Annotated in this window: 15 protein-coding genes; 8 read left to right on the top strand and 7 right to left on the bottom strand. The window is 41.5% G+C overall.

The features are described 5' to 3' along the window. Positions 1-15 precede the first annotated feature (15 nt). A complete protein-coding gene (locus DWW33_RS14205) occupies positions 16-432 on the bottom strand; it encodes an SseB family protein (protein ID WP_022242721.1) in 417 nt (138 codons plus the stop codon). Positions 433-713: 281 nt separating this feature from the next. Between DWW33_RS14205 and DWW33_RS14200 the strand changes: the two genes are divergently transcribed. The 3 genes from DWW33_RS14200 (at position 714) to DWW33_RS14190 (ending at position 3,107) form a co-directional block, all read left to right on the top strand. Continuing rightward, positions 714-1,838, top strand: coding sequence for an acyltransferase family protein (locus DWW33_RS14200; RefSeq protein WP_158561852.1), 1,125 nt, complete (start codon positions 714-716; stop codon positions 1,836-1,838). A gap of 82 nt (positions 1,839-1,920) precedes the next feature. Further along, positions 1,921-2,862: a DUF6709 family protein gene (locus tag DWW33_RS14195; RefSeq protein ID WP_117842107.1), complete on the top strand. Its 942-nt coding sequence runs from the start codon at positions 1,921-1,923 to the stop codon at positions 2,860-2,862. Continuing rightward, positions 2,856-3,107: a zinc-ribbon domain-containing protein gene (locus DWW33_RS14190; protein ID WP_022242724.1), complete on the top strand. Its 252-nt coding sequence runs from the start codon at positions 2,856-2,858 to the stop codon at positions 3,105-3,107. Before DWW33_RS14195 ends, DWW33_RS14190 begins: the two co-directional genes overlap by 7 nt. A 134-nt stretch (positions 3,108-3,241) precedes the next feature. Here DWW33_RS14190 and DWW33_RS14185 read toward each other — a convergent pair whose 3' ends face one another. The 4 genes from DWW33_RS14185 to DWW33_RS14170 all read right to left on the bottom strand — a co-directional run bounded on the left by DWW33_RS14185 (position 3,242) and on the right by DWW33_RS14170 (position 7,177). Next, entirely contained in the window at positions 3,242-3,574 is a 333-nt protein-coding gene (locus DWW33_RS14185) for a cupin domain-containing protein (protein WP_118173491.1), read from the bottom strand. A 139-nt stretch (positions 3,575-3,713) separates the two neighbouring features. Continuing rightward, a complete protein-coding gene (locus DWW33_RS14180; protein WP_118173492.1) occupies positions 3,714-5,345 on the bottom strand; it encodes a glycoside hydrolase family 13 protein in 1,632 nt (543 codons plus the stop codon). Positions 5,346-5,465: 120 nt separating this feature from the next. Then, the gene (locus DWW33_RS14175; protein ID WP_118088340.1) at positions 5,466-6,347 is read right to left on the bottom strand and encodes an FG-GAP repeat domain-containing protein; all 882 of its coding nucleotides are present in this window, start codon (positions 6,345-6,347) and stop codon (positions 5,466-5,468) included. Beyond that, on the bottom strand, positions 6,344-7,177 hold the full coding sequence (locus DWW33_RS14170; protein ID WP_118088341.1) for an HAD family hydrolase: 834 nt from the start codon (positions 7,175-7,177) through the stop codon (positions 6,344-6,346). The genes DWW33_RS14175 and DWW33_RS14170 overlap by 4 nt, the downstream gene beginning before the upstream one ends. Before the next feature lie 693 nt (positions 7,178-7,870). On the opposite strand from DWW33_RS14170, the gene DWW33_RS14165 reads away from it, so the two are divergent. The 5 genes from DWW33_RS14165 to DWW33_RS14145 all read left to right on the top strand — a co-directional run bounded on the left by DWW33_RS14165 (position 7,871) and on the right by DWW33_RS14145 (position 13,304). Continuing rightward, the gene (locus tag DWW33_RS14165) at positions 7,871-8,758 is read left to right on the top strand and encodes a hypothetical protein (protein WP_118088342.1); all 888 of its coding nucleotides are present in this window, start codon (positions 7,871-7,873) and stop codon (positions 8,756-8,758) included. A gap of 140 nt (positions 8,759-8,898) precedes the next feature. Further along, complete coding sequence (locus tag DWW33_RS14160) at positions 8,899-9,768, top strand: GLUG motif-containing protein (protein ID WP_118639725.1); 870 nt, start codon at positions 8,899-8,901, stop codon at positions 9,766-9,768. Beyond that, a complete protein-coding gene (locus DWW33_RS14155; RefSeq protein ID WP_158577496.1) occupies positions 9,713-11,011 on the top strand; it encodes a hypothetical protein in 1,299 nt (432 codons plus the stop codon). The genes DWW33_RS14160 and DWW33_RS14155 overlap by 56 nt, the downstream gene beginning before the upstream one ends. Before the next feature lie 303 nt (positions 11,012-11,314). Then, a complete protein-coding gene (locus DWW33_RS14150; RefSeq protein WP_117697891.1) occupies positions 11,315-12,325 on the top strand; it encodes a response regulator transcription factor in 1,011 nt (336 codons plus the stop codon). Between the two features lie 19 nt (positions 12,326-12,344). Continuing rightward, a complete protein-coding gene (locus DWW33_RS14145; protein WP_118057547.1) occupies positions 12,345-13,304 on the top strand; it encodes a DUF3592 domain-containing protein in 960 nt (319 codons plus the stop codon). Between the two features lie 41 nt (positions 13,305-13,345). On the opposite strand, the gene DWW33_RS14140 is transcribed toward DWW33_RS14145, so the two are convergent. Both DWW33_RS14140 and DWW33_RS14135 read right to left on the bottom strand, forming a co-directional pair. Continuing rightward, positions 13,346-14,932, bottom strand: coding sequence for a DEAD/DEAH box helicase (locus tag DWW33_RS14140; protein WP_117697894.1), 1,587 nt, complete (start codon positions 14,930-14,932; stop codon positions 13,346-13,348). Positions 14,933-15,045: 113 nt separating this feature from the next. Further along, positions 15,046-15,315 carry a GIY-YIG nuclease family protein gene (locus DWW33_RS14135; RefSeq protein WP_117697895.1) on the bottom strand — a complete coding sequence of 90 codons (270 nt, stop codon included), beginning with the start codon at positions 15,313-15,315 and terminating at the stop codon, positions 15,046-15,048. Between the last annotated feature and the right edge of the window lie 147 nt (positions 15,316-15,462).

The following is a 15,462-nucleotide window of genomic DNA, read 5'->3' as shown; positions in this document are numbered from 1 at the left end:
TACTTATCCACATATCTATCTGCTGCCAAGCACAATCTGTATCAGATTCTTATCCAGCATTATGGTACGGTTCCACGGATTTAAAATGACCCCTTCGATTCCCTCTGCCTGCAATGCTCCTTGAAAAAGCTTTTCTATATCAGCTAAGAATGTGGATTTCACACTTCCGCCGCCTTTTAATTCTTCTTCAAAGCTGCTGAAGGCTGCCCACCAGGTCTTACCATCTGTCTCAATCGCCTGTAGCAGCATCTGGCTTCCACCCTTCGGTGGTTCCACTGCCACAATCACCTGACCGCCTTCCTGCATCCGCCGGCGGATTACCGTCAGTGTATGGGCTAACTGCTCCGGTGTTGCCTCCTGCTGCAAGCCGGCAATTGCCTGTTCGATTTTTTCATTTCCTATCAGTCCCTCATCTATCTTTTCCTTTGCCATATGTGGATTCCTTTCTGTGGGGGGTATTTTTTTATCTCATTTTTTACTGCTTAGCACATTTCCAGCAGTGCCCTCTCGAAAATCAAAGATTTTCTCGATGTACGTGCTTCGCACTATCAGTCAGGGAAAAGGCAGCAGGTTATTTGCAAGCCAAACCTGCTGCCTTTTCCCTGACCGGCACTGCTCATTATAACACACTTTTGCTGGAAATAGTGGCATCTTAAAGCTATCTGTATTATAATAGCATGGTATTTCATTTTAGGATTAGGAGATTAGACAACATGACACCAGCTAAAACCAGAAGTTCCAACATTGAATTATTGCGTATTCTGGCTATGTTTATGATTATTATTTTTCATATTTCTGACCACTGCGTGAAGGTACAGTTAACAGACACTGCTTCCATGCTGCGTATGAATAACGGACTGTTCTGTGAACCTGTTTTTTATAAGAAGCTCCTGCTTCTTTCCACCTTTGCTCCAATGGGAAAAATCGGAAATGTTATTTTCATTACGATTTCCGGATACTTTATGGTTTCAAAGGGAAACGGAATTAATCTTGCCAAAATTTCCAAGAAATTGCTGTTACAGCTTGGTTTTGCCGCAGTTTCCCTGACACTGGTATCTTCCTTCTGGTACCGCATGACTGACAGTGTCTTTTTAAAACTGGTCAACATCAATAAATTTAACAGTATGTCCTGGTTTGTGGGCTACTATTTCTTCATTATAGTAATCGCTTACCTCTTTTTAAACAAGTTTCTGGCAAAACTGGACAAGCAGAAATATTTTACCTTTCTGATTGTATTATTTGCATTTATCCAGTTCCGCTGGACCGGAAGTATGGCAAATTCCCTGGCTAACGGACTCCGGACACTGCTGACCGGTATTTTCTTATATGCCTTGGGCGGTTTTATCCACCTTTACAATCCATTTGGGAAAATCAGAACTTATTGCCTCTATCTGATTATTGCAGTTTCCTTCCTGTTTATTTACATTTCTGCTTATAATGTAACACAGACCAATATTCAGACTTACTTTTTAAATGAAAGCAAAGACATTTTTATCCAGAAGATTCCTTCCTTTTCAGACTATAGCATTATTCCGATTCTTGTGGGACTTTCTCTGTTTGAAATCTTCCGGCGCATCCATATTCCATGCAGCCGCATGATTAATTTTGTGGGAGCTTCCACTTTTATGGTTTATCTTTTACATGATAATGCTTTTGCTTACAGTCTCTGGAATACACAGGACTGGATTACCCTGCTCTATGAGCATCCATATATTTACCTGTTTAAGCATCTGCGCTGGGCAGCTGCCACTTTCCTCATCGGCATCCTTTTCTATATTATTTACCTGTGTCTCGGAAAAGCCCTCAGTAAATGCAGATGGTTAGTGATGAAAGAATAATCTTCCTTATATCTGTTGCACAATTCTTCCTCTTATGTCATGATAGAATTGGTTTAAAAAAATACACGGGAGAAAAAAGAAAATGGAAGAATTTAAAAAGGATTTATTGAAAGTCTGTGGGAAAAACATCGCTGCACTGATTATTTTCTTTGTATTAGGTGGCGTTTTCCTTGCCTTCGGTCTTCTGATGTGGATTACTGCTTATGATCCGTTTGACGCACAGACCGATGGTTACGCAACAATGGAAGTTACTTATGTAATGGGGCCATTTGCGGAGCTTACTTCTGATGGAAAAGATCACACAGAATTCTATATTGCAGAGGATTCTGAAGGTTACTGGAGTATCATTGCTACCAAGGGAGAAACTTCCCTTCCGGTCTATGGTGTAGACGTAGATGACACTGTTCTCGACAGCTTACCTGCTCACACGATCCGGGGAAAAAGCACCAGCATGCCTCCTCAGGCAGCTCATTATCTGGTGGATTATCTTTCTGATACCGGACTGGACATTACTACTTACAACTATGACGAGTACTTTGGTGACCATTATCTGGATACCACACACACAGCCGTTGAAAACAGCATTGTACTCTATGTGATTGCTGCCGTATTTACAGTTCTTGGTATTATTATTTTTTCAGCAGGCGGCAACAAGAAAAAAGCCGTTAAGAAAAAGATTGCTCTCTTAGAACAGAATGGCGGTCTGCAGCGGATTTACTCTGATTTTGCCAACAGCCCACGCATTTTTTCACCAAAGCTTGGCGTTGCTGTTTCCAATCATTTCATATTGGATTACAACAATACAAAGGAAGGCTTCTATGTCACTCCTTTAGATGATATTACGAATGTTTTCAAATGTAACATGTTAAATGGTGACCCGACAACAACCAGCTATATTGCACTGGAAACTGCAGATGGTAAACGTACTCTGGTTGCCGCTCACAGTGGAAAAAGCAAAGATTTTGATCAGGTTCTTAATCAGTTAAAAGCAAATATTCATCAGGGAGGTGTTATGACATGGTAATTATCTACGGTACAAGAACAGTTTTTAAACGGGAAGGCCCGGTTGGCACTTCTGTCTGCCCAAACTGCCGGCATAATGTCATGCATACCCTTTGCAGACAGTTAAATCAGGCAACCCTTTTCTATATTCCGATTTTCAGCCACCAGAAACAGCGTGGCATTATGTGCGAAAGCTGCGGTATGATTACACCGGTCAGTGCACAGGAATACCGGGAACGGAAACAGGCTGCAAAGATGTATTATTAAACAATGTCTTATCGATATAACGTCAGCTCTTGCGGATATCTGGCAACACAAAACCGCCACATACACAGGCAATACGCACATCTGATGATGGCTTTGTCTTATGTATGTGGCGGTATTTTAATACTTACTTCTTCTTAGAATACTACGACTAAAAGCATTTTAAACTGCTCTTTTCCATATACGGCATGTGGATGTCCTGCCGGCATTACGATGGACTGTCCTTCCGTCAGTTGGAATTTCTCACCATCAATGGTTACTTCTCCAACTCCATCCAGACAGGTTACAAAGGCATCTCCGCCGGAAGCGTGTGTGCTGATTTTCTCGCCCTTTGCAAAGGAAAATAAGGTTACGCTTACTGCATCATTCTGTGCCAGTGTCTTACTTACAATCTGTCCATCCTGATATGCTACTTCTTCTTTTAAATTTAAAACTTCTTTCTTGGAAATATTTTTTAATAAATCTGCCATTTTTGTGCTCCTTATCTTTTCTTTATCTGATTTGTATAAACCTTTTCGGTGGGTTTATCCATATTATAGCAGATAACGGAGTGACTGACTGTTGGATTTCCAACATCTATGCAAAGAATTTATTTCAATAGGAAATCTCTTATTTTTTATAGTACATTCTTGCCTCATACGGACGAAGCACGGAAGAATCCTCTGTCTCTTTATAGTTGGAAATGAGAAGCTCCATATCCTTTGTCTCTTCCGTCAAAGGCATTTTCACAGTATTGCCGTAGAAATTGCAGACAACAAGCAGTGTCTCATCCGCATTTTTACGCTCATATGCGAAAATATTTTCATCCTCGGCTAACAGTAATTTGAAGCTGCCGTCCACCAAAACAGGATACTCTTTTCTAAAGCTTACCAGCTTCCGGTAGCAGTTGAAAATGGAATCCGGGTCATCTACCTGGCTCTTGGCATTGATGGTTTTATAGTTGTCATTTACTTTTATCCAAGGTGTGCCTGTTGTAAATCCGGCATTTTCTGTATCATCCCACTGCATTGGCGTTCTGGCATTATCGCGTCCCTTGGCATAAATGGAATTCATAACATCTTCCTTATCATAGCCTGCTGCGATACGCTCCTTGTATACATTCTGAATTTCAACATCCCGATAATCCTCGATATTATAGCGGACATTTGTCATACCCAGCTCTTCGCCCTCAAAAATGTATGGAGTTCCCTGCATTCCATGTAATAAAATTGCCAGCATTTTTGCAGACTCTACCCGGTACTCCTTATCATTGCCCCAACGGGATACGATACGCGGCAAATCATGGTTGTTCCAGAAAAGGCTGTTCCAGCCACAGTTATAAAGCTCTGTCTGCCAGCGGTTCATAATCTGTTTTAATTTCAAGAATGGCAGCGGTGCCAGATCCCATTTATCCTTGCCTTCCTGCTGATCCAGCCCGATGTGTTCAAACTGGAATACCATGGAAAATTCGCTTCCATCCGGATTACTGTAAAGCTTTGCCCGCTCCGGGTCTGCACCCCAGGCTTCTCCTACAGTAATCAAATCTCCCTTCTGGAAAGTTTCTTTGCTCATTTCACGGAAATATTCATGAAGTCTTGGGCCGTTGATGGTAATTTTCTTATCCGGCTCTTTTGCAATCTGGTCGATTACGTCCAGTCGGAAGCCGCCAACTCCTTTTTCCATCCACCATAAAATCATGTCATATATTTCTTTTCGCACCTGCGGATTTTCCCAGTTCAAATCCGGCTGTTCCGGCAAAAACTGATGGAAATAATACTGCTTTATTTCCGGTACCCATTCCCATGCACTTCCACCGAAAACGGCTTTCATATCGTTTGGCTCTACGCCTTCTTCCCCGTCTCTCCACACATAGTAATCATGATATGGGTTGTCCTTACTCTTCTTTGCTTCCTCAAACCATCTGTGTTTATTGGAGGTATGATTTAAAACCAGATCCATAATGATGCGGATGTTGTATTTCTTTGCTTCTTTAATTAAAGCTTCCATATCTTCCACACTGCCGAACATCGGGTCAATATCCTGATAATCGGAAATGTCATAGCCATTGTCCGCCTGCGGGGATTTGCAGACCGGTGATAACCAGATTGCATCAATACCAAGCTTTCCAAGGTACTCCAGCCGCTCCATAATTCCTCTTAAATCACCGACTCCGTCTCCATTACTGTCCTGAAAACTTTTTGGGTAAATCTGATATACTACTGCACTTTGCCACCATTTTTTTTCTGTTACGTTATTACTCATTTTGTCCTCCTAAACTTTCTTTACTTATTTTATCTGCTTGCTGCTTCCCTAATGCAAACAGCTCCAAACACCAATGAGAAAACAACCCTGTGCGATTGCATTTCAGCCATTGTTTATGCATTATAAATACTCTTCTAAAATTTCCGTATTCATTACTTCAAATTTATTTTCTTTCCATTGCATTTTTATCTTAACTGCTGCAGTCTGTCTGTCTAAAAACGCTTCATATAAAAATATATCATCTCCATCCACTGCTATTTTCCATGCTTTTGAAGAACTCAATATCCTTTCTCCAACTTTTAAGTCTTTATAACAACTATCAAATTCTTCTCTTTGATTTTCAGGTAGAACATATTCCTCTTCCAATCCCAATTCAGGACAGGTAACAAGAATTGTATTTTCCTGCTCCGCCTTTTCAATATAAATATCATATCCTGCAGAATATCGCATTCTGGTTTGCTTTCCCGGCAGATTCATTCTTGTGTACTCACTGCCATCTTTTCTCCAGATTGCAATTTCACTTCCACTCTGTATCCATGTATTTCCTGTATGCTCTCCACAAAAGACAATCTCATTTTTCCCGTCTCCGGTAATATCCGCTCCCCATACTTCAAGACCGAGAAATGTATCATCAAATGCTCCCAGTTCAAGGCGGTCACCATTTCCAAAGCAAATCGTGTATACTTTCTTATTATCATTTCTGAAATACTGGAAAACACGATCTGTTTTTCCATCTCCATCATAATCCTGATTTTTATAGTTTTCCTCAAATAATTTTACATTATCAAGATACCCCTCATACTCAGAAAGTGCTTCATCATAGGCGATATTTATTTTTTCATCTTTTGTATCGGCAATTTTTCTGTCAATTACCGAGTTATACTCTGTACTTATTTCATTCTTCTCAGAATCATCCAATTCATCATCATAAGGAAACTTATCATTTTTACACGCAGTCAACATGATACACATCACTAAGAATATACCAATATTTTTCTTCATAGCAACCCCAATTTTTCAAATGCATCATACAATCCATTCTTATCCACATCCCCGGTGACATAATCTGCCATAGCCTTTATCTCGTCTCCACCGCTTCCCATGGCAACACCATAGCCACAGTATTCCAACATAGGAATATCCACTTTGGCATCCCCAAAAGCTATGGTGTCTGCCACATCTGCATGAAGATATTCTAACAGATGCGCAATGGCATTTCCTTTGGTGATATTTTTTACGCCCAAATCTCCAAATAATGCAATTTCGCCGGCTCCGCCCCATGTTCCAGCCTGCAAATCCGGGAATTCCACCACGGCATCTTTATAATCCTGATACTGATTTAAGATAAAGCTTACTTTATTTACATCGTCCCGGTACAGCTCTCCATCAAAAATCATTTCCGGAAATGCATCCCGTACCTTTATTTTATCTGCGCCCTCTTTGCCTTTCCGCCTGGAATATTCCTGAATCACAGGTTCTCCATCCTCTTCAAATCCGGCACTTGCAAACAGTCCTGCATTACTTTCCAGATAAAATTCCAGTCCGCGCTCCTTTAACCAGTCCACAATATGGCGGCACTGCTCCGGCGTAATCATCTGGTGCATAACCACATGTCCATGATCTTCCACATAACTTCCGTTTCCGCCTATCATTCCATCCAGTCCGATTTCCCAGATATTCTCATAGACTTCTGCTTTACTTCTTCCTGTGCAGATATACACTCTGTGTCCGTTTTCTCTTGCCTTCCGCACCGCAAGAACTGCTGATTCCGGCAAATGATTTTCATAATCCACTAAGGTTCCGTCAACATCCAGAAAAATGATTTTTCCCATACTGCCCGTCCTCCTACTCCTTTTCTTCTATCCTACCTGCATTTTTTGAAGAAATCAACATTTTCTTCTAATGTATTTAAATCGATTGGTCGATAAAGTTATTACATGGATGGCATTTTATTTCAAGGGATTGATTGAGATAAAGTGTCTTTATTTTTTTCTGATGATTGCAAAAATGTATGGATTGTAAATTTATCAGGATATTCAAAGTGTATCTGGGTTTTGACATAAAATACCGCAGCTCTAAGATACATGTTTTTCTTTTGTTTATTAAGCCGGTCTTTCCAATGTTTGACAAATCACAGGACTGTTCGTCGAAGTGCGGATGCATCTTAAAGGCTGTTAGGGGCACTTGGAATTTCGTCTGGCAACAGGCAACGCCGGCACAGGGAAGTGCCGGCGAGGCGCATATGAACACGGATGTGAATTTGCGCCGATTGCCAGACAAAAGATTATCCTGCCGAAATTCTTAGTGCCCCTTGCAGGCTTTATCCGCATCCGTACCCGACGGACAGTACTGCGATTGTGTCAAAGCAACGGAAAGACAGCCTGACAGCAAGAAAAACATGTACCTAAGAACTGCTGGCATTTTACGCCAGATAAACCCAGAATGCACTTTGAATCCCTGAAATCTTTACAAGTTACAAATATTCTTTTGCAATCACCAGACAACAACTTCTGAAAGGAGCTCTTATGGCAATTAACTCAATATGGAACAACAACTCCCCAATGGACTACCTCGGTTTTCTGTCCACTGACCCGGATAACAATACTGAGGATAACGAATGGCTGACTCATTTTCAACAGCTTGTGCAGGAAAAGCTTTCTGAAATGAATGAGGATGAGGATTCTACAGCTACGGTAAATCCGGCTGAAGAAATTGCAAAATGGAAAGAAAATATTTATAACAAAATGAAAAATGGTGAAACCGAAGAGAGCTTTCAAATCGGTGGTCAGTCTTTCAGCATGAAGGAATGGGACAAGCTGTTAGACTCCTTTGATAAAGCGGAAGAAGCTTTACAGGAAGCTATTGAAGAGGAAGAAGAAGTTAAGGATAAGGAAATGGCAGAGACAGCAAAGAAAAGCATTGTAAATGATACACCAGCCCAGCCTCTTATCGATATGCTTTTATCCGATACCCTTAAGGTTACGTTTCCGACAGATGCCACAAATGAATCTGATGAAGATGCGGAAGATGTATTTTATATGGTTGCCATGGATGAAAAAGGTATCCGCTGCATCAAAAATGGGGCTGATACTTACGAATGGAAAATTGAATTTGAAGACGATTCCCAGTATGAGGCTGCCTGTGATTTCTTAGGCTGGGCTTCTCCACGAATGGACAAACTTTTATTTGCAGCCCATGACAATTTCTGGATGGATTATCTGAACGGTGACCTTGATGTAGATGCTTTTAAAGACTTCTTAGAGGGCACTAATAACGGCATTCCAAACTATGGCATTGGTGATGAGGAAAATATGTACATTGACGAGACGAAACTTCAGTGGACAAAATATATGAACCCTCTGGGTGCCCACTTTGGTACCCCGGAAGAATTATTTCCGATTCCGGAATTATAGATTAAATACAATAAAACAGGCACTTTTTTCTGTCAAAACGGGCATGTCCAAAGAAAAATGAAATTGGTAAAATAAAATCGTAAACCTTGATTTTGTCGGTTTGAATCTTACTAAAAATCATTAAAAGGAAAGGACGAATTATGGGAAAAAGAAAAAAGTTACTAGGTTTGGTTTTGGTAGTCTGTATGTTGTTTACACTGACACCGATAACTTCCCGGGCAGATGTTACAACAGAGAAATGGACAGATTTTACAGCAGCTGACTTTGCTGGCGGCAGCGGTACAAAGAATGATCCATATCAGATTGCTACGGCAGGACAGCTTGCAAAGCTGGCATCAGAAGTAAATTCTGGAGTACCTGAGCAAACACATTCGGGGGAATATTTTAAGTTGACCGCTCCAATTGATTTGAGCGGAAAGAGATGGATTCCTATCGGTTATGGAAATGCAAGTTCCAAAGCTTTTTCAGGATATTTCGATGGAAATAATCAGGTCATTACAGGCTTATATGTGGATGAACGGGGAAATAACGTCTGTGCCGGCTTGTTTGGTGTCGTAGTAGCTGTATCTGATGAAACAGTACTGAAAAATTTCTGTATTGAAAATGCTACCATCTATGCCGGAAATTCCACGGATGCAAGTGCCAGTCCGGATATTTACGGTGCCGGAGTGCTGGTAGGTTCGCTTACAACGATGGGTGGTTCCAGAGCTACCTTTGTTGGAGTAGAAAACTGTCAGGGAACCGGACAGGTAGACTCCAAGATGTATGCCGGAGGGCTGATTGGTGATGCAAGCCGTGCCCATGTTTCGGATTGTTCCGCGGATGTTACTGTGACAGGAAGGTGTATCAGTGGTGGATTCATCGGAAATGTTTTCCAGGGCTCCTACAAAAACTGTACCGCCAAAGGCAGCGTATCCGGAGGATGGTCAACCGGCGGGTTTGCCGGATGTGTATTTGAGTCCGAACGCCAGTTTGGAAATAGAGCATTGTGCATCTTATGGCAATGTTGAGGCAAATAACTGGAATACCGGTGGTTTTGTCGGATATCTGGAAAAAGGAAAGATTCGTAACAGTGTTTCCTATGGTAATGTAAAGAGCACGGTGGCAGGCTGGGAACCGAAAACCGGTGGCTTTTCCGGTACAAATACCGAAGGAAATATTCAGAACTGTAATGCTGCAGGTACTGTAACAGGTTCTCATCCAACAATTGCACCGGGTGGATTCATTGGATATGATAATAATGGCACCACTGCTGGCTGCGCTTTTGATAAAAAGAAGAACCCTTCACTCAATGATGTAGGTGCGGATAGTGGAACACCTGGTTCCAACCAGATTAAGGCAGCAGACACAACCTCCCTGCTCTCAAATATCTGCGGCAGTTATCTTGGCGGACATACACTGTCTAAGGCTGACAGAAAAGAAGCAACTCATCTGACAGAGGGAAATATACAATATTGGGTCTGTGCAAATTGCGGTGGTTATTTCAGTGATGCAAGTGGAGCAAATATGATTACTTCTTTGGATGTTGTAATCGCAAAATCAGCAGAGCATACAGCAGACCGTACCGGATGGCATTCCGATGCGGATAATCATTGGAATACCTGTGAATGTGGTGAAAAAATAAATCAATCCGGACATAGCTTTACCTGGGTAATCGACAAGGAAGCTACGTCTACGGAAAAAGGTTCTAAGCATGAGCAGTGTACAGTTTGTAATTATGCTAAAACTGCAGTCGAAATCCCGCCGGTAAAAACCGGAACTGAAGAAACCAAAACTTCTTATAAAATTATAGAAGGAACTGAAAGCAGCTATGTCCTGCAGAGTGGCAACAGCCTTACCATCCGGGTGGATGCAGAGTTCTCTAAATTTGCCGGAATCAAAGTAGATGGTGTTCAGATTGGAAAAGATAATTATGATGTGAAGTCCGGTTCAACCATTGTTACTTTGAAGTCCTCTTACCTGAATACACTGACTGCCGGAACACATAACCTGGAAATGTTGTGGACAGATGGTTCTGCAAGTACTACGTTTACCATCCAGGCAAGCGTAAACCAGAATCCAGACAATAAAAATCAGGAAACGGCTACAGCCTCAAATACCCAGCCTGCAACTCAAACTAATACAAAGCAGACTACGGATAAGTCTCCGAAAACAGGGGATTATAATAATCCTTTGGTATGGGCGGCATGGCTGATTGTTTCAGAAATTATTATTGCTGGTACCGTTTATTATCGTAAAAAGAAACATTTGTAAATAAATATTACCCCATAAAAATGCTCTCTATGTAACAAACTGTATCATTTTACAGGAAACGTTATATAGAGAGCATCTTTCATTCCGTCAAAAATGCTCCAATATAGAACCATTGTATTACCAGAAAATGATGGTCATGTTATCAAAAAAGGAGTACCGGGATTGTAGTGTTCATGATTGTGGTGTCAGGAAGAAAAGATGTGCTATATGCCCCACTTGTGATATACTTAAATATATCTGGAATCATTAAAGCAATCAAAAATTGGGATAGGAAAATTTTTCATTGAAAGGAACGGGGATACGATGATATTATCGGACAGAGCCGTACTTCCTTTAACCGGAAGCACATTTGAGCCAGGAAACGCTGAAAAAGTAATTAAAGAAATGGAAGATAAAGAATCAGCACAGATTGCATTAGCAGAATATTATTACTTTTCTGCCAATGCAGAACTGTGTGCAGAGACTGTGAAACCATATTTGTCACAAGAAGATATCATGCTTCGTTTATCTGCAGATATGCTCTATACCTTTGCCAATCTGACAATTGGAGATTCCAAAGCGGCACAACAGGCCAGAGAGAATATACAGCGATGCATGGTTCAGGTGGTACAGGAAAATGCAACGATGGAGCAAAAGGCGTCCTGTCTGTTTGCCTATTATGTAACTAATATTTTTCTTCATATTACGCCAGAAAAAAAGGTACCGCCGTTTCTGCAGTATATCCCATATCTTCCGACCGGACAGAGATTGTTTGCAATCAGCCTTCTGGCACATGAAACTTATTTAAGGCAGGAATATGCCCGGGCAAAGGGCCTTGTCCAGGGAGCTTTTTTGATGGCAGATACGACATATCCCATACCCATAATATATCTGAACTGTGTGCAGGCAATGTGTCAGATTAATCTGAAAGAACAAAAAGAAGCCATACACTCAGTAAATTCTGCATGGGAAATGGCCAGACCGGATAGATTTTGGGAGACATTTATTGAGTATCATGGGCTGTTACAGGGATTATTGGAGGTCTGTGTCCGAAAAAAAGAACCAGAGATTTATAAGCAGTTGGCAGGCAGGATAATCTCATTTCATCGTGGCTGGATGAAAATCCACAATCCTAAGATGCAAAAAACAGTGACGGATCTCCTGTCTCCATTGGAGTTTTCCATTGCAATGCTGGCATGCCGGAACTGGACCAATCAGGAAATTGCAGAATATTTAGGATTTTCAATAAACACAGTTAAGCATTATGTATCAGGAATTCTGGAAAAGTTAGGTATCGATAAACGGGATAAAATTAAAAATTTTGTAAATCAATAATATACGAAGGAGAAGGTTTATGATTGTAAAAAGATATGTGAAAAAAAGTACCATCTACATTATTGCTGCCGTTATGGCGGTCTTAACTGCAGGAGCCCTGTATCTTGGAGTGGTTCATCGTTTTACTTATGGGGCAAAGTATAAGAACTACACCACCTGGTCTGCACAGGTTCTCTCTCTGAAGGAATACAAACATGAGGACAGCAATGATAATGTTTATTACCACTACTCGGCTTTTTTAACCTATAACGTGAACGGAACGGTTTATACTCCGGTTACCGATGAGGTCTTTACGGAAGAGGATGTTCCGATGGAAGGCGAAAAGATTCCGATTTTCTACAATAACAGTGACCCTGATAATTATGTGCTTGTCAAATATGACTGGTTGACGAAGTCCTATATTCCTCTCAGTGACAAAGGCGATGTCTGGCTTTTTACAGCATTTCTTCTGCTGGGATTTGTTCTGCTTCTGATTCCGATGAATCTGGAAAATGACCAGGTGCAGGGCGTCATGATTGGAAGCGGACTTCTGCTCTTTGGTCTTGATGGTATCGTAATGGGTACTATTATGCATAAATTTCAAATGTTCTTCCTGGCTATCTTTGGTATCTTCGGCGGCATTATCCTGTTCCGCTACCTCTTTATTCCAAAGGAGAAACGCCAGAAAGCCGATGCGGTATCTGCATCCCTGCGGCTGTTCAAGGTTGTTGATATTTATGTAAATCCACAGACCGGTGTGAAAACTGTGGTATTTTCCATGCCGGAAAATAACGGTGCGACCTATGAACTGTTTTCCCTTGACGATATTTATAATCAGTATAACTACGGGGATATGTATCAGATTGACAAGACGGTTCTCTTAGGATTTGGTCTGGGACGACAGATTAACGGCTCTTATACCATTGACATCAACGGTCTGAACCCTTCCCATATACAGCCTTTGAACCCCCTTCTTAAGAAAATGTTTTCACGAGTATAAAAACTGCGAGGGACACGTAAATCGTGTCCCTCTTTTTTTGTTTATTTCTGGTTTGCCGGTTCCATATTGACGGCTTTCCCCTTTATCTTCGCATGCTTCATGGCATTTAAGACTTCTTTTCCATATTCTCTTGGCACTTCCACAAAGGTATATTTATCAAACATATCAATGGCTCCCACCAGTCTGCCCGGCATACCGGACTCTCCGGCGATGGCGCCAAGAATATCTCCCGGCTTAATCTTATCTTTCTTTCCAATGTTGATAAACAGTCTTACCATTCCCTCTTCTGCACCGGTATTGGCAAAGTCGTATTCTTCTTTTTCAGAAGAACTCTCCCCTGCACCCATTGCCTGATAGAGGAAAGCTGCTGCAATATCCATGGCAGTATAATCAGCTTCATTTACCTGCTTCTCAATCAGCTCTATCATATCAGAAAGATTCTCTTCCTCAATGATAGTTCCAATCTGTTCCATGATATTTTCAGCCTTTATCTGTGCCACATCATCAGTGGATGGAATCGGCTGTGCTAAAATCTTTGTCTTGCAGTAACGCTGGATATCTTTTAATTTATAGACTTCCTTGCCTTTTACAAAAGAAAATGCCTTACCACAACGGCCTGCACGTCCGGTTCTTCCGATTCGATGTACATAATATTCATCATCCTGCGGCAGGTCATAATTAAATACCGCTTCTACATCATCTACGTCAATTCCTCTTGCTGCCACATCCGTTGCAATAAGAATATCCGTCTTTCCTTTCCGGAAATTATTCATGACCCGGTCTCTCTGGGACTGCTTCATATCTCCATGAAGTCCCTCTGCACTATAGCCTCTGCCGGATAATTCCGTTGCCAGCTCATCGACCATTTTCTTGGTATTACAGAATACCAATGAAAGCTTCGGATTATAATAATCCAAAAGTCTCGTAAGGACATCCACTTTATCCTTGCGCTTTACATCATAGTAGTACTGGTCAATGTTGGCCACGGTGAGTTCCTTTTTTACAACCTTGATATTGACTGCATCATGCTGGTATTTTCTCGTAATGTCAAGAATCGGCTTTGGCATGGTTGCAGAAAACAGTACGGTCTGATGCTCTCCCGGAATATATTCTAATACAGTTTCTATGTCCTCACGGAATCCCATATTTAACATTTCATCCGCTTCATCTAAGACGATGGTATGGACAAAATCCGGGCGGATGGTTTTTCTGCGAAGATGGTCCAGCAATCGTCCCGGTGTTCCGATAATAATCTGTACGCCACCCTTTAGGGCTTTAATCTGGCGGGAAATGTCCTGTCCACCATACACTGGCAGCACTTTTACACCGTGCATATATTTTGCCAGCTTACGGATTTCGTCTGCCACCTGAATGGCAAGCTCTCTGGTGGGAGATAAAATCAAAACCTGGGTTTTCCGTAAAGACGGGTCTACTTTCTGTAAAATCGGAATTCCAAAAGCTGCTGTCTTGCCGGTTCCGGTCTGAGCCTGTCCGATAACGTCCACACCTGATAAAACCACCGGGATTGCCTGACTCTGAATCGGTGTTGCCTCTTCAAATCCCATATCCGCAATTCCTCTTAAAATCTGCGGATTTAAATCTAATTCATCAAATCTGATTGTATTCATTCTTTTCCTTCCTGTTGCGGGAACTTTTTCCCATCTGTCAGTAACCTGTTCTCCAGTAACTTTATAAAAAGCCACCGCGGCTAATCATAACAGACTGTTTTTTGCTTGTCAATTTACTGCAACAGATTTTTCTTCGACAAAATCAGCGCATCCTTCTGCTTTCTGGTCAGCTTTTTATAGGCTGCTTCCTTCTGCATGGCCTCCTCCTTCGTCCCGGATTCCTCTAAATACCGCAGCTCCACCGGTCCCCGGTTTCTGGTATACTTTGCTCCTTTTCCACTGTTATGTGCTTCAATCCGCTTGTCGATATCAGTCGTCCAGCCGGTATAGAGGCTCCCATCCCGGCAGAGCACCATATAAGTGTAATTATGTTTCTCTTTCATGTAATCCTTCCTATGTAGACCGGGCACCGCCCAGTCTTATCTCTATATAAAGCAATCGACCAAAAAAGTATCTTACTCATATTCCATAAACTGGTAAAAAAGTATCGATTGCGGATTTTTGGCCGTTACATTTTATCTTATGCAGTT

The sequence above is a fragment of the Roseburia sp. AF15-21 genome (assembly GCF_003479505.1).
Taxonomy (GTDB): Bacteria; Bacillota; Clostridia; order Lachnospirales; family Lachnospiraceae; genus Roseburia_C; species Roseburia_C amylophila.
The sequence above is the reverse complement of the archived record's forward strand: the minus strand, read 5'-3'. Positions and strand labels throughout refer to the sequence as shown.

What these genes read in the sequence shown, in the direction of transcription:
- DWW33_RS14170 (WP_118088341.1), bottom strand. Translation starts at nt 7,177, where the DNA reads ATGGGAAAAATCATTTTTCTGGATGTTGACGGAACCTTAGTGGATTAT.
- DWW33_RS14165 (WP_118088342.1), top strand. Translation starts at nt 7,871, where the DNA reads ATGGCAATTAACTCAATATGGAACAACAACTCCCCAATGGACTACCTC.
- DWW33_RS14200 (WP_158561852.1), top strand. Translation starts at nt 714, where the DNA reads ATGACACCAGCTAAAACCAGAAGTTCCAACATTGAATTATTGCGTATT.
- DWW33_RS14205 (WP_022242721.1), bottom strand. Translation starts at nt 432, where the DNA reads ATGGCAAAGGAAAAGATAGATGAGGGACTGATAGGAAATGAAAAAATC.
- DWW33_RS14185 (WP_118173491.1), bottom strand. Translation starts at nt 3,574, where the DNA reads ATGGCAGATTTATTAAAAAATATTTCCAAGAAAGAAGTTTTAAATTTA.
- DWW33_RS14135 (WP_117697895.1), bottom strand. Translation starts at nt 15,315, where the DNA reads ATGAAAGAGAAACATAATTACACTTATATGGTGCTCTGCCGGGATGGG.
- DWW33_RS14180 (WP_118173492.1), bottom strand. Translation starts at nt 5,345, where the DNA reads ATGAGTAATAACGTAACAGAAAAAAAATGGTGGCAAAGTGCAGTAGTA.
- DWW33_RS14140 (WP_117697894.1), bottom strand. Translation starts at nt 14,932, where the DNA reads ATGAATACAATCAGATTTGATGAATTAGATTTAAATCCGCAGATTTTA.
- DWW33_RS14160 (WP_118639725.1), top strand. Translation starts at nt 8,899, where the DNA reads ATGGGAAAAAGAAAAAAGTTACTAGGTTTGGTTTTGGTAGTCTGTATG.
- DWW33_RS14175 (WP_118088340.1), bottom strand. Translation starts at nt 6,347, where the DNA reads ATGAAGAAAAATATTGGTATATTCTTAGTGATGTGTATCATGTTGACT.
- DWW33_RS14195 (WP_117842107.1), top strand. Translation starts at nt 1,921, where the DNA reads ATGGAAGAATTTAAAAAGGATTTATTGAAAGTCTGTGGGAAAAACATC.
- DWW33_RS14145 (WP_118057547.1), top strand. Translation starts at nt 12,345, where the DNA reads ATGATTGTAAAAAGATATGTGAAAAAAAGTACCATCTACATTATTGCT.
- DWW33_RS14190 (WP_022242724.1), top strand. Translation starts at nt 2,856, where the DNA reads ATGGTAATTATCTACGGTACAAGAACAGTTTTTAAACGGGAAGGCCCG.
- DWW33_RS14150 (WP_117697891.1), top strand. Translation starts at nt 11,315, where the DNA reads ATGATATTATCGGACAGAGCCGTACTTCCTTTAACCGGAAGCACATTT.